Raw genomic sequence first — 14,034 nt, forward strand, 5'->3', positions numbered from 1 at the left:
GCGCGCCCCCGCGCCGCGGCGCGCCGCGGGGCGGGGCGCCCCCCCCCCCCCCCGCCGCCCGCCCCCCCCCCGCCCCCCCCCCCCCCCCCCCCCCCCCCCCCCCCCCCCCCCCCCCCCCCCCCCCCCCCCGTCTCCACGTCGCCGAGCCTCTCGGCCTCGTAGAGGCGCCCCCTCACCCCAGCCCTCTCCCCGCAGGCGGGGAGAGGGAGTGCGCCTCGCGGCGCGGAGAGGTTGAACTACTTCTCGTTCGTGAAAATGATCGTGCCCGACGCGGCGAACATGCCGCCGACGCCGTGGCAGACCGAGATCTTGGCGCCTTCCACCTGCGCGGGCGCGATGCCGCGCATCTGGCGGACGCTCTCCTGCAGCGCGTACATGCCGTACATGCCGGAGTGCATGTAGCTAAGGCCGCCGCCATTGGTGTTGAGCGGCAGCTTGCCGCCGGGGCGGGTGTTACCGTCGGCGATGAACTTGCCGGTCTCCTCATAGGGCATGAAGCCGAGGTCGCCGAGGCCGAACAGCGGCAGATGCGCGAACGCGTCGTAGATCATCAGGTGATCGACGTCGCTGTGGCTGATACCAGCCTCGCGGAACGCGGTCGGGCCCGCCACCTTGAAGGCGCGCGAGGAGTTGAAGCTCTCCATCTGGCTGACCATCGGCGTCTCGACGCTCTCGCCGGTGCCGAGCACATAGACCGGCTTGTGCGGGAAGTCCTTGGCGCGATCGGCCGAGGTCATGATCAGCGCGCCGCCGCCGTCGGTGACAAGGCAGCACTGCAACAGCCGGAACGGATAGGCGATCATCCGCGAGTTGAGCACGTCCGCGACGGTGATCGGGTCCTTCATCATAGCGCGCGGATTCTTCGCCGCCCACTCGCGCTGCACCACCGCCACGGAGGCGATCTGCTCGTGGGTGATGCCGTGGGTCTTCATGAAGCGCAGCACCGGAATCGGAAACTGGCTCGGCGGCCCGTAGATGCCGTAGGGCGCTTCGAACTGGCCCTGCAGGCTGTCGGCGGGAATCGAGCGCGGCAGCTTGCCGATCATCGACTTGCCGCTCTCGGCGTGGGTGATCAGCACGGTCTTGCACAGCCCGGCCTCGATCGCCGCGGCGGCGTGGCGAACGTGCAGCATGAACGAGCAGCCGCCGACCGAGGTGCCGTCGACCCAGGTCGGGGTGATGCCGAGATAGTGGGCGATCTGCTGCGGCGTCTCCACCGCGGTGGCGATGCCGTCGATGTCCGACAGCTTCAGCCCGGCGTCGGCGATGGCGTTGAGCGCGGCATCGGCGTGCAGCTGGATCTGCGACATGTCGGGAATGACGCCGAGCTTGGTGGTCTCGGCGGCGCCGACGATAGCAACCTGATTGCGACGCATGGTGCTTACCCCTTCGCCGGACGGAATTGCGGAAGGGTGAGGTTGTCGTCGATCTGCTGAAAGGTGACTTCCAGCTTCATGTCGAGCTCGAGCGCCTCAGGGGTCTGCGGACACTCCAGGATGTTACTCATCATCCGCGGGCCCTCTTCGAGCTCGACCACGGCGATCGCGTAGGGTTCGGTGAAGCCGGCCGCCAGCGGGCGGTGATTGATCACGTAGGAATACAGCGTGCCGTTGCCGGAGGCCTTGAACACGCTGACCTCGCGCGAGCCGCATTTCGGGCAGAACGGGCGGGGCGGGAAGTACGCATGGGCGCAGGAATCGCAGCGCTGCAGCCGCAATTCGCCCTGCTTGGCGCCGTCCCAGTAATGCTGGGTTTCGGGAGTGATCTTGGGACGTGCGCGTTCAGCCATGTGTTGGTTTTCTCCCTGAGCTGGCTCGGTGGCCCATTGGTTGTGTGTCTTGATGCGATATCGCCCGGCCAGCGTCAACACGCGGCCGGCGCGTGGGGATGTGCGCCAAACGTATTCCGGCGGGCGAACAATCAGCAGCGTCCGCATGGTCAAACGCCGCCTTGCGCGCTACAGGAGACGCCGATCCTCAATTCAGCGATCGGCGCTCCGACTGCGCGCCGATCGCCCCTCCAGCGGAACGAACGCCATGACCCATCAACCTACGCTTGCCGCGCTCGCGGCGGATCTCGACGCCGGCCGCACCACGGCGCGCAAGCTCGTCGAACAGTGCCTGGCGCGGATCGACGATGCGGCCGGCGAGGGCGCGCGCGCCTTCATCCGTGTCGACCGGGAGGCGGCGCTGAAGGCCGCGGACGCCATGGACGCGCTGCGCGCCATCAAGGCGGCGCCGTCGCCTTATGCGGGCATTCCGGTGTCGATCAAGGATCTGTTCGACATCAAGGGCCAGGTCACCCGCGCCGGCTCGCGCGCGCTCGACGACAATCCGCCGGCGGAGAGCGACGCGCCCACGGTCGAGCGGCTGCGGCGCGCCGGCTTCGTGGTGATCGGCCGCACCAATATGACCGAATTCGCCTATTCGGGCATCGGCATCAATCCGCATTACGGCACGCCGAAATCGGTCTATGGCCGCGATGTCGGCTACGTCCCCGGCGGCTCGTCTTCGGGCGCCGCGGTGTCGGTGGTCGACGGCATGGCGCATGTCGGGCTCGGCACCGACACTGGTGGCTCGTGCCGCATCCCGGCGGCGTTCAACGGCATCGTCGGCTACAAGCCGTCGCAGAAGCGCGTGCCGCGCGACGGCGCGGTGCCGCTGTCGTTCTCGCTGGATTCGATCGGCCCGCTGGCGCGCAGCGTCGCCTGCTGCGCGGTGGTCGACGCCGTGCTGGCCGACGAAGAGGTCGTACCGCTGACGCCGCGCCCGGTGAAGGGCCTGCGCATCGCGGTGCCGACCACGGTGGCGCTCGACGAGCTGGACGAAACGGTGCGCACCGCGTTCGAACGCGCGCTGAAGACGCTGGCGAGCCACGGCGCCATCGTCGAGAAGATCGAGGTGCCGGAATTCAACGACGTCGCGCCGCTCGGCGCCAAGGGCGGCCTGACCGCGGCGGAGAGCTATGCCTGGCATCGCTATCTGATCGTTGCGCAGGGCGACGTCTACGATCCGCGGGTGCGCGAGCGCATCCTGCGCGGCGAAACCCAGAGCGCGGCGGAATACATCGACACGGTCGATGCCCGCAAATCGCTGATTACCCGCGCCACCGCGCGGCTCGCGCCCTACGACGCCGTGGCGCTGCCGACCGCCGCGATCACCCCACCGAAGATCGCCGACTTGGCCGATGACAAGGCGTTCACCAAAGCGAACCTACTGGCGCTGCGCAACTGCACGCTGATCAACATGATCGACGGCTGCGCCATCTCGCTGCCGTGCCACCAGGCCGGCGAAGCGCCGGTCGGCCTGATGCTGGCGGGCGTCAACGGTGCCGACCGCAAGCTGTTCGAGGTGGCCGCGGGCGTGGAGGCTGTGATCTGCGGCTGAACTAACTTCGCCCTGCCTCTGTTCCTCATGGTGCGGAGGCGCGCAGCGCCGTCTTGAACCATAAGGCGACGGGCGCCAGCCGCGTGCGTCGCGCGGCCCATCCTTCGAGACGTCCGGCTTTGCTCTTCGAGCTACGCCGGGCTCCTCAGGATGAGGGTGTGCAGGTGGAAAAGTCTGATTCGGCGCTGGAAAGACAAACTCTCCCCGTCATTGCGAGGAGCGAAGCGACGAAGCAATCCAGCTCAGTGCACGGCGCTCTGGATTGCTTCGCTGCGCTCGCAATGACGGGGCAGATTCATCACAGCCAAACAGCTGCTACACGTAGTTCAGTACGGCAACCCCACATAGTTCTCCGCCAGCGAGGTCATCGCGGCTTGCGAGCTGATCAAATAGTCGAGCTCGGCGGTCTGGATGCGTTGGGAGAAGGCGTCGCTGTCGGGGAAGCGGTGCAGCATCGAGGTCATCCACCACGAGAACCGCTCGGCCTTCCACACCCCGCGCAGCGCGTTGGCCGAATAGGCGTCGATGCCGGCCTTCGATTTTTCGCCGTAATACTCGCGTAGCGCACGCGACAAATAATAGATGTCGCTGGCGGCGAGGTTGAGCCCCTTGGCGCCGGTCGGCGGCACGATATGGGCGGCGTCGCCGGCGAGGAACAGCCGGCCGAACCGCATCGGCTCCGCCACGAAGGAGCGCAGCGGCGCGATGCTCTTTTCGATCGACGGGCCGGTGACCAGCTTATGGGCGGTCTCCGGATCGAGCCGGCTCTTCAACTCGTCCCAGAACCGCTGATCGCTCCATTCGGAAACGTCGTCGCTGAGCGGGCACTGCACGTAATAGCGGCTGCGATGCGCCGAGCGCATCGAGCACAGCGCGAAGCCGCGGTCGTGGTTGACGTAGATCAGCTCATGCGACACCGGCGGGGTATCGGACAGCACGCCGAGCCAGCCGAACGGATATACCCGCTCGAAAGTTTTGACCGCGCCCGCTGCGCTCTGCCGCGACACGCCGTGGAAGCCGTCGCAGCCGGCGATGTAATCGCAGGTCAGTTCGTGGCTGGTGCCGTCCTTGGTCCAGCGCACCTTCGGCGCCTCGCCGTCGAAATCGTGCAGCGTGACGTCGGCGGCGTCGTAGATCGTGGTCAGTCCCGCGCTGGTGCGCGCCTCCATCAGGTCGCGAGTCACCTCGGTCTGGCCGTAGACGGTGACGACCTTGCCACCGGTCGAGCCCTTGAGGTCGATGCGGTTGCGCTGGCCCGAGAACGCGATCTCGAAGCCGTCATGCACCAGCGCTTCCTGATGCAGCCGCGTCGCGACGCCGGCCTCTTCGAGCAGGCCGACCATGCCCTGTTCCAGCACGCCGGCGCGGATGCGCGACAGCACGTAGTCAGGGTCCTTGCGCTCGAGGATCACCGCGTCGATGCCGTAGCTGTGCAGCAACTGGCCGAGCAGCAGGCCCGAAGGCCCGGCACCGATAATGGCAACTTGAGTGCGCATGGGCTTTCCCCCGGCAGATTGGTGTGCAGGCTGGTTTGGGGGACTCGTTACGAGACGCGGCCGTCGCCGTCCAGTTGCGGTCCGCCGTCTACCAGCTATTACACAGCCGTCACTTGCTTTAATGGTTATGTTCTATAACAATACAACCAAAGGCCGCTTGAAGCCATCCACCAGGGAGAGACCTCGATGAGGAAAACGATGCTCGCGCTGCTGCTCGCAGCCAGCGTGACGCCCGCTTGCGTGACCGCCGCGTCGGCGCAGGACAAGACCGTCAATTGGAAGGTCTCGCTGTGGGTGCCGCCGGCGCATCCGCTGGTGCCCGCCACCAAGGAGTGGGCGGCCGACATCGAGAAGGCCTCGGGCGGCACCATCAAGATGGCCGTCTTCCCCTCCGAGCAACTCGGCAAAGCGTTCGACCATTACGACATGGCGCGCGACGGCATCGCCGACGTCACCTATGTCAATCCCGGCTATCAGCCCGGCCGTTTCCCGATCGTCTCTGCCGGCCAGCTGCCGTTCACCTTCAAGGACGGCAAGAAGGGCACGCAGGCGTTCAACGAGTGGTACCACAAATACGCGCCGACCGAGATGAAGGACACCAAGCTGTGCTTCGCCTTCATCCACGATCCGGGGGCGCTGCACGGCAAGAAGAAGGTGGTGCTGCCGGCCGACATGAAGGGCCTCAAGGTGCGCCCGGCGCAGTCGACCATCGGCGAAATGGTCAAGCTGTTCGGCGGCACCAACGTGCAGGCCTCGGCGCCGGAATCGCGTGACGCGCTGGAGCGCGGCGTCGCCGACGAGATCACCTTCCCATGGGGTTCGATCTTCCTGTTCGGCATCGACAAGGTGGTCAAGTATCACATGGACGTGCCGCTGTACTCGACCGTGTTCACCTACAATATCGGCCTCAAGGCCTACAACGCGCTGTCGCCGAACCAGAAGAAGGTCATCGACGATCACTGCACGCCGGAATGGGCCTCCAAGGTCACCGATCCGTGGGTCGACTTCGAAGCCAACGGGCGCACCAAAATGAAGGCGCTGGAAGGCCACGAGGTGTATCCGCTCACCGACGAGCAACTCGCCGAATGGAAGAAGGCCACCCAGCCGCTGCGCGACTCCTGGGCCGAAGGCGTCAAGAAGGCCGGCGGCGACGCGGCTGCGATCGACGCCGAACTGAAAGCCGCGCTGAAGAAGTACGACGCGGGGCTTTAATCAGTGCCTCGTCATTCCGGGATGCACCGCGGCGGGCGAAGCCCGACGGGGTGCAGGCCCGGAATCCATATCCCCTGCAGGGCTTATGGATTCCGGGCTCGCGCGGAGCCTGTCATCGGGCCGGCCGAAGGCCGGACCCGGTGGCGCGCCCCGGAATGACGATACGTTTATGGTGATGACGGTACCAACTCTCCAAGCCAGAACCTCCAGGCCCCATGACCTCCGACCTCGACAAGCTGGCCGATCGGCTGCCCGGTGCGCTGGAGACCAAGCGCGTCGCCAAGAACCGGATGGATCGGTTCATCGACGTGATCGAATGGATCGCGGCGTTCTTCGTCGGCATCGTCGCGCTCAACACCTTCCTCGCGGTGTTCATGCGAAAATTCTTCGCGGTGACGATCCCGGACTACTACAATTTCGGTCAGTTCATGCTCGGCGTGCTGATCTTCTGGGGCATCGCGGCGACCTCGTATCGCGGCTCGCACATCACAGTCGATCTGGTGTGGGCCGCAGCGTCGCCGCGCTGGCAGCGCATCATCGACATCTTCGCGACGCTTGTGCTGCTGTTTGTCGTTTCGGTGCAGACCTACACGCTGTTCGACAAGGTGGTGACCACCCGCGCCGACCACATCGTCACCATGGACCTGCAGGTGCCGATCTGGCCGTTCTATCTGGTGTCGTGGATCGGCGACGTCTCCGCCGTGCTGCTGATCGCAATTCGAACCTTCCGGCTGATCTTCCATCCGGAGCAGATGCGCGAGCAGCGCATGAAGCCGGTGGAGTAGGCCGCGATGTCCAACGAAATGGTTGCGCTGATCGGCTTCATCAGCCTGTTCGTGCTGATGCTGCTGCGGGTGCCGGTCGGCATGGCGATGGGCCTCGTCGGCGCCACCGGCTTCGGCTATCTCACCGGGCTTGATCCGGCGCTCAAGCTGGTCGGCCAGACCACGATGCGCACCGTCACCGACTACTCGTTCGGCGTGATCCCGATGTTCCTCTTGATGGGCGCCTTCGTGTCGGCGTCGGGCATCAGCCGCGAGCTGTTCCGCGCCGGCAACACCTTTGTCGGGCACTGGAAGGGCGGGCTCGGCATCGCCACGATCGGCGCCTGTGGCGGCTTTGCGGCGATCTCCGGCTCGTCGGTCGCGACCGCCGCGACGTTCTCGGCGGTGGCCTATCCGGAGATGCGGCGGTTCGGCTATCCGCAGTCGTTCTCGACCGGCGTGATCGCGGTCGGCGGCACGCTTGGCGCGATGCTGCCGCCATCGACGGTGCTGGCCGTCTACGGCATCATCACCCAGCAGGACATCGGCAAACTGTTTATCGCCGGCATCGTGCCGGGCCTGCTGGCGATCGTGATGCACATGATCACCATCTGGATCATCGGCGTCGCCAAGCCGGGCTTCCTGCCAGCCGGCCCGAAGGCGTCGTGGAGCGAGCGCCTGTCGGCGTTTCGCGACGTGTGGTCGCCGCTGCTGCTGTTCGTGTTCGTCATCGGCGGTCTCTACGGCGGCTTCTTCATTCCGACCGAGGCCGGCGCGGTCGGCGCCGTCGGGGCGTTCCTGATCGGCGTCCTGCGCGGCAAGCTGACCCGCGACGGCATCCTGCAGTCGCTGCTCCAGGCGACCCGCACCGCCGCGGCTGTGTTCACCGTGCTGATCGGCGCGCTGTGCTTCGGCTATTTTCTCACCATCACCCAGACGCCGCAGCTGATCACCGAATTCCTCACCGGCCTCGGCATCGGCCCCTACGGCGTGCTGGCGCTGATCCTCTTGATGTATCTGGTGCTCGGCTGCCTGATGGACGCGATGGCGATGGTGATCCTCACCGTGCCGATCGTGTTCCCGGTGATCATGGCGCTCGGCTTCGATCCGATCTGGTTCGGCATCATCATCGTCATGACGGTCGAACTCGGTCTGATCCATCCGCCGGTCGGCATGAACGTGTTCGTCATCAAGAGCGTGATCAAGGACGTCAGCATGGCGACGATCTTCAAGGGCGTGCTGCCGTTCGTCGCCACCGACCTGATCCGCCTCGCCATCCTGGTCGCCTTCCCGGTGATCGCCACCTGGCTGCCGATGCGGATGATCGGGTGACCAGCTAACAAAGCCCGTCATGCCCGGGCTCGTCCCGGGCATCCACGCCTTGCTGACGTAAACGCAGGAAAGGCGTGGATGGCCGGGACAAGCCCGGCCATGACGAAGGACAGAGGACTTCGCTCATGACACCCACACTCGAGACCCGCTACGTCTTCACCATCACGGCGCATATCGGCGAGGTGATCTCGGCGGGCGACACCGGGGCCGGCGTACGCCGCGTGATTCCCGTGATCGGCGGCACCGTGAAAGGCGAGGGAGTGAACGGCCGGATACTGCCGTCCGGTGCCGACTTCCAGATTATCCGGCCGAATGAACTGATCGAGCTCGAAGCCAAATACGCGTTCGAGACCGACGACGGCGCGGTGGTCTATGTCGAGAATTTCGGTATCCGGTTCGGGCCGATCGAACTGCTGCAGAAGCTGAAGCGCGGCGAGCCGGTCGATCCCAAGCTGATCTACTTCCGCACCCGCCCACGCTTCGAGACCGGGCATCGCAACTATCAGTGGCTGACCCAATATCTGTTCATCGGCTCCGCCGCCCGCCACGCCGATCGCGTCGTCGTCGACGTGCATCAGGTGTTGTAGGCCGAGCAAAGCCGCCGCCTTCACCTCTCCCCGCGCGCGGGGAGAGGTCGGCTTGCATCGCCAGATGCAAGCCGGGTGAGGGGGCGCCTCCGCGAAGCCGAGACTCAGTGCCCGCGGCGCCCCTCACCCCAACCCTCTCCCCGCAAGAGCGGGGCGAGGGAGCGCGCTGTGCTCGCAGTGAGGCTGTCGTTGAGAGACGCTTCTCCACGGGCACAGCGCAACCCTCTCCCCTCGTGGGAGAGAGTGGCTTCGCGCGGCGAAGCCCGGTGAGGGGGCGCCTCCGCGCGGCCGCGAGTCAGTGCTCGGGGCTCCCTCACCCCAACCCTCTCCCGCAAGCGGGAGAGGGAGCGCGCCGTGCTAGCGGAGACTCCGACGTTACAAAGCGCCTTGCCACGCGCACAGCGCCACCGTCTCCCACGAGAAGGGAAGAAGTTCGCCGGCGGTCGCAACAGCCGCATTGACTCCCGCCGCATTCGTTATAGTCTATAACTATTCTGCACAGGACCTAATAAGTGCTCACAGGAAACGCCTCTGCCGCGACGCTCGCGGACTCATCGACCCTCGTGGTCGAAACCGTTGGCTCGGTGCTGACGATCGGCCTCAATCGTCCGAAGAAGCGCAACGCGCTGAACGACGGGCTGATGGCGGCGCTGAAAGACTGCTTCACCGATATCCCAGACGACATCCGCGCGGTGGTAATTCATGGCATCGGCGATCACTTCTCCGCCGGCCTCGATCTGTCCGAACTGCGCGAACGCGACGCCACCGAAGGGCTGGTGCATTCGCAGACCTGGCACCGGGTGTTCGACAAGGTTCAGTATTGCCGGGTGCCGGTGATCGCGGCGCTGAAGGGCGCGGTGATCGGCGGCGGGCTCGAGCTCGCCTGCGCGGCGCATATCCGCGTCGCCGAGAGCTCCGCTTACTACGCGTTGCCGGAAGGCAGCCGCGGCATCTTCGTCGGGGGCGGCGGCTCGGTGCGGCTGCCGCGGCTGATCGGCGTGGCGCGGATGGCCGACATGATGCTGACCGGCCGGGTGTACTCGGCGGCGGACGGCGTGGTGCACGGCTTCTCGCAATATCTCGTCGAGGGCGGTTCGGCCTACGACAAGGCGCTCGAACTCGGCAACCGCGTCGCGCAGAACGCGCCACTGACCAATTTCGCCGTGCTGCAGGCGCTGCCGATGATCGCCGAGGCCAATCCGCAGACCGGCCTGTTGATGGAATCGCTGATGGCCACCGTCGCGCAGAGCGATCAGGAAGCCAAGAACCGGATCCGCGCCTTCCTCGATCACAAGACCGCCAAGGTCAAACCCACCTGAGGTGGATGTCATGATGAACGCGACTGCACGCGCCGACACGGCCGGGAGCGACGGCGGGCTGCATCCGCTGCGCGACATCTCGTTCGGCCAGATCGGCATTACCACCGATCGCGCCGCGGACGGCACGATCTATGTGCGCTCGACCACGACCCTGGCCGACTATCCGGTGCGCATCACCGACCGCCTGCATCATTTCGCCGAACAGAGCCCCGACCGGGTGTTCATGGCGGAGCGCGACAAGACCGGCGGCTGGCGTACGATCAGCTACGCGCAGATGCTGAGCGCGGCGCAGAAGATCGCCTCGGCGCTGCTGGCGCGCAGGCTGTCGGCCGAACGGCCGGTGATGATCCTGTCGGGCAATTCGATCGACCACGCCCAAGTGATGTTCGGTGCGCTGTATGCCGGCATCGCGATGTGTCCGGTGTCGCCGCCGTATTCGCTGGTGTCGAAGGATTTCGGCAAGCTGCGCTACATCGTCGGGCTGCTGACGCCCGGCCTGATCTTCGCCGACGACGTCACGCCGTTCGCGCCGGCGATCCTCGCCACCGTGGCGGAGGGCGTCGAGATCGCCGCGAGCCGCGGCGAGGTGGCGGGCCGCAAGGTGACGTCACTCGATGAGCTCTTGAACGCCCCCGAGCATCCCGAGCTGTCGGCCAGGCACGACGCGATCGGCCACGACACCATCGCGAAGTTCCTGCTGACTTCCGGTTCGACCGGCAATCCCAAGGCGGTGATCAACACCCAGCGGATGATCTGCGCCAATCAGGTGATGATCCGCGAGGCGATGGCGTTCCTCAAGGACGAGCCGCCGGTGATCGTCGACTGGCTGCCGTGGAATCACACGTTTGGCGGCAATCACAATATCGGCCTGACGCTGTTCAACGGCGGCTCGATGTATATCGACGACGGCAAGCCGACGCCGGCCGGCATCGCGGCGACCATCCGCAATCTGCGCGAGATCGCTCCCACGGTGTATTTCAACGTGCCGAAGGGTTACGAGTCGCTGCTGCCGGTGCTGCGCGAGGATACAGCGTTGCGGAAGCTGTTCTTCAGCAAGCTGCACGCGATGTTCTTCTCCGGGGCAAGTCTCGCGCGCCATGTCTGGGACGGGCTCGACGAGGTCGCCGTGCAGGAGACCGGCGCGCGCGTGCCGATGCTCACCGGCCTCGGCGCCACCGAGACCGCGCCGTTCTTCATGTCGGTGACGCCGCAGACCTCGCGCTCGGGTCACGTCGGCCTGCCGGTGCCCGGCAACGAAGCCAAGCTGGTGCCGAACAACGGCAAGCTCGAAGTTCGCGCCAAGGGCCCGAATATCACGCCGGGCTACTGGCGCGCGCCCGAACTCACCGCGAAGGCGTTCGACGAGGAGGGCTACTACAAGCTTAACGATGCGCTGAAGCCGGTCGATCCGAACAATCTGTCTGCCGGCTTCGATTTCGACGGCCGCATCTCCGAGGATTTCAAGCTGGCATCGGGCACCTGGGTCAGCGTCGGCCCGCTGCGCGCCAGGTTCATCGCCGCCTGCGCGCCGCTGGTGCGCGACGTGGTGATCGCCGGGCTCGACCGCGACAGCGTGTCGGCGGTGGTGATCCTCGATGGCGACGGTTGCAAGCTGGTCAATCCGGCGCTGGCGCTCGACGATCTCGCCGCCATGGCGAAAGACGAGGGCATCCGCGACACGCTCCGCGAGCGTCTGCGCAAGCTGCTGGAGCAGGCGACCGGCTCGTCCAACCGCATCACCCGCGCCGTGCTGCTCGGCGAGCCGCTGTCGATCGACGCCGGCGAAGTCACCGACAAGGGCTCGGTCAACCAGCGCGCCGTGCTCGAACATCGCGCCGCCCTGATCGCCGACCTCTACACCGACCCGCCGCCGCCGCACGTCATCGCGGTGGATTAGGCCATGTCTTCGCGATCGTCATTCCGGGGCGCGCGTAGCGCGAGCCCGGAATCCATAACCACCGTCGGGGAATATGGATTCCGGGCCCGCGCCAAGAGGCGCGTCCCGGAATGACGAACTTGAATGTTTTCGGATTGGATTAGCGCCTATGCTCACCAACTGCCGCGCCGTGCACAGTCTTAACGTTCGTCATTCCGGGGCGCCGCGTAGCGGCGAGCCCGGAATCCATAACCACCGCCAGGGGATATGGATTCCGGGCCCGCGCCAAGGGGCGCGTCCCGGAATGACGAACTTTGATGTAGCCATACTGGATTAGCCTCGATGCTTACCAACCGCCGTGACGTGCAGATCCAGTGGGGCGATTGCGATCCCGCCAATATTGTTTACTACCCGCGCTATTTCGCGATGTTCGACGACTCCACCTCGGCGCTGTTCGCCGCAGCGGGGTGCTCCAAGCAAGATCTCGTGAGGGTCTACGGACTGGTCGGCATCCCGATGGTCGACACCCGTGCCAAGTTCTACATCCCCTCGACCTACGGCGACGTGATCACGATCGAGAGCCGGATCGAGAAATTCAATCGTTCGAGCTTCGAGGTGAGCCACCGCGTGCTGAAGGGCGAGGCGCTGGCGATCGAGGCCTCCGAGACGCGGGTGCTGGTCGGCCGCGATCCGGCCGACCCGGACAAGTTGAAGTCGACGCCGGTCCCGGCGGAGATCGTCGAGAAGTTTAAGCGGGGCTGACTTGCGGCCGCGCATGACGTAAGAACACGACACCACAATCAGGCCGAACGGCCGCCAGCATTACGAGGGAGGAGCAGATGAGACACTTCAAGCTGTCCGTTACCGCGATGGCCGTGGCGATCGCACTGCCGGCGTTGTCCGGCGCCGCGCTTGCGGAAACCAATGAAATCACGGTGGGCATCAGCATCACCACGACCGGTCCGGCCGCCGCGCTCGGCATTCCGGAGCGCAACGCGCTGGAGTTCGTGTCGAAGGAGATCGCCGGTCACCCGATCAAGATGATCGTGCTCGACGACGGCGGCGACCCGACGGCCGCGACCACCAATGCGCGTCGTTTCGTCACGGAATCGAAGGCCGATGTGATCATGGGTTCGTCGGTGACGCCGCCGAGCGTGGCGATCTCCAATGTCGCCAACGAGGCCCAGGTGCCGCACTTCGCGCTGTCGCCGCTGCCGATCACGCCGGAGCGCGCCAAATGGTCGGTGGCGATGCCGCAGCCGATCCCGATCATGGGCAAGGTGCTGTACGAGCACATGAAGAAGAACAACATCAAGACCGTCGGCTACATCGGTTACTCCGACAGCTATGGCGATCTATGGTTCAACGATCTGAAGAAGCAGGGCGAGGCGATGGGCCTCAAGATCGTGGCCGAGGAACGCTTCGCGCGTCCCGACACCTCGGTCGCCGGCCAGGTGCTGAAGCTGGTCGCCGCCAATCCGGACGCCATCCTGGTCGGCGCCTCGGGCACCGCCGCGGCGTTGCCGCAGACGGCGCTGCGCGAGCGCGGTTACGCCGGCCTGATCTACCAGACCCATGGCGCCGCCTCGATGGACTTCATCCGCATCGCCGGCAAGTCGGCCGAAGGCGTGCTGATGGCGTCGGGACCGGTGATGGATCCGGAAGGTCAGGACGACAGCGTGCTGACCAAGAAGCCGGGCCTCGAACTCAACACCGCCTATGAGGCCAAGTACGGCCCGAACAGCCGCAGCCAGTTTGCCGGGCATTCGTTCGATGCCTTCAAGGTGCTGGAGCGCGTGGTTCCGGTCGCGCTGAAGACCGCCAAGCCCGGCACGCAGGAGTTCCGCGAAGCGATCCGCAAGGCGCTGATGACCGAGAAGGACATCGCCGCCAGCCAGGGTGTCTACAGCTTCACCGAAACCGATCGCTACGGTCTCGACGACCGCTCGCGCATTCTGCTGACGGTGAAGGGCGGCAAGTACGTCATGGTGAAGTAAGCACCGCGGGGCGGACGCCCCGCATCGCGCCGCCTAGTCTATGCCGGCCTCGCTGATGCGGGGCC

General features: G+C 65.9%; 12 protein-coding genes. 9 read left to right on the forward strand and 3 right to left on the reverse strand.

What is annotated here, in order from left to right; all coding sequences use genetic code 11:
* Nucleotides 1–236 precede the first annotated feature (236 nt).
* Nucleotides 237–1,376 carry a thiolase C-terminal domain-containing protein gene (locus tag D4Q52_RS12015; protein WP_119856808.1) on the reverse strand — a complete coding sequence of 380 codons (1,140 nt, stop codon included), beginning with the start codon at nucleotides 1,374–1,376 and terminating at the stop codon, nucleotides 237–239.
* A gap of 5 nt (nucleotides 1,377–1,381) precedes the next feature.
* The gene (locus D4Q52_RS12020) at nucleotides 1,382–1,789 is read right to left on the reverse strand and encodes a Zn-ribbon domain-containing OB-fold protein (protein WP_119856809.1); all 408 of its coding nucleotides are present in this window, start codon (nucleotides 1,787–1,789) and stop codon (nucleotides 1,382–1,384) included.
* 247 nt (nucleotides 1,790–2,036) lie between these two features.
* On the opposite strand from D4Q52_RS12020, the gene D4Q52_RS12025 reads away from it, so the two are divergent.
* Nucleotides 2,037–3,386 (forward strand): amidase, encoded by a 1,350-nt coding sequence (locus tag D4Q52_RS12025; RefSeq protein WP_119856810.1) that lies wholly within the window; start codon nucleotides 2,037–2,039, stop codon nucleotides 3,384–3,386.
* Nucleotides 3,387–3,712: 326 nt separating this feature from the next.
* On the opposite strand, the gene pobA is transcribed toward D4Q52_RS12025, so the two are convergent.
* The gene (gene pobA, locus D4Q52_RS12030; protein WP_119856811.1) at nucleotides 3,713–4,882 is read right to left on the reverse strand and encodes a 4-hydroxybenzoate 3-monooxygenase; all 1,170 of its coding nucleotides are present in this window, start codon (nucleotides 4,880–4,882) and stop codon (nucleotides 3,713–3,715) included.
* Nucleotides 4,883–5,068: 186 nt separating this feature from the next.
* On the opposite strand from pobA, the gene D4Q52_RS12035 reads away from it, so the two are divergent.
* The 8 genes from D4Q52_RS12035 (at nucleotide 5,069) to D4Q52_RS12075 (ending at nucleotide 13,969) form a co-directional block, all read left to right on the forward strand.
* A complete protein-coding gene (locus D4Q52_RS12035) occupies nucleotides 5,069–6,094 on the forward strand; it encodes a TRAP transporter substrate-binding protein (protein ID WP_119856812.1) in 1,026 nt (341 codons plus the stop codon).
* A gap of 290 nt (nucleotides 6,095–6,384) precedes the next feature.
* Nucleotides 6,385–6,879, forward strand: coding sequence for a TRAP transporter small permease (locus D4Q52_RS12040; RefSeq protein WP_119856950.1), 495 nt, complete (start codon nucleotides 6,385–6,387; stop codon nucleotides 6,877–6,879).
* 6 nt (nucleotides 6,880–6,885) lie between these two features.
* Entirely contained in the window at nucleotides 6,886–8,190 is a 1,305-nt protein-coding gene (locus tag D4Q52_RS12045; RefSeq protein WP_119856813.1) for a TRAP transporter large permease, read from the forward strand.
* Nucleotides 8,191–8,315: 125 nt separating this feature from the next.
* The gene (locus tag D4Q52_RS12050) at nucleotides 8,316–8,777 is read left to right on the forward strand and encodes a DUF3237 domain-containing protein (RefSeq protein WP_119856814.1); all 462 of its coding nucleotides are present in this window, start codon (nucleotides 8,316–8,318) and stop codon (nucleotides 8,775–8,777) included.
* A gap of 512 nt (nucleotides 8,778–9,289) precedes the next feature.
* Nucleotides 9,290–10,096 carry a crotonase/enoyl-CoA hydratase family protein gene (locus D4Q52_RS12060; protein ID WP_119856816.1) on the forward strand — a complete coding sequence of 269 codons (807 nt, stop codon included), beginning with the start codon at nucleotides 9,290–9,292 and terminating at the stop codon, nucleotides 10,094–10,096.
* 13 nt (nucleotides 10,097–10,109) lie between these two features.
* Entirely contained in the window at nucleotides 10,110–11,993 is a 1,884-nt protein-coding gene (locus D4Q52_RS12065; RefSeq protein WP_119856951.1) for a feruloyl-CoA synthase, read from the forward strand.
* A 321-nt stretch (nucleotides 11,994–12,314) separates the two neighbouring features.
* The gene (locus D4Q52_RS12070; RefSeq protein ID WP_119856817.1) at nucleotides 12,315–12,734 is read left to right on the forward strand and encodes an acyl-CoA thioesterase; all 420 of its coding nucleotides are present in this window, start codon (nucleotides 12,315–12,317) and stop codon (nucleotides 12,732–12,734) included.
* A 77-nt stretch (nucleotides 12,735–12,811) separates the two neighbouring features.
* The gene (locus D4Q52_RS12075) at nucleotides 12,812–13,969 is read left to right on the forward strand and encodes an ABC transporter substrate-binding protein (RefSeq protein WP_119856818.1); all 1,158 of its coding nucleotides are present in this window, start codon (nucleotides 12,812–12,814) and stop codon (nucleotides 13,967–13,969) included.
* Nucleotides 13,970–14,034: the final 65 nt, after the last annotated feature.

It is taken from the genome of Rhodopseudomonas palustris (assembly GCF_003591005.1).
GTDB classification, from domain to species: Bacteria; Pseudomonadota; Alphaproteobacteria; order Rhizobiales; family Xanthobacteraceae; genus Rhodopseudomonas; species Rhodopseudomonas palustris_K.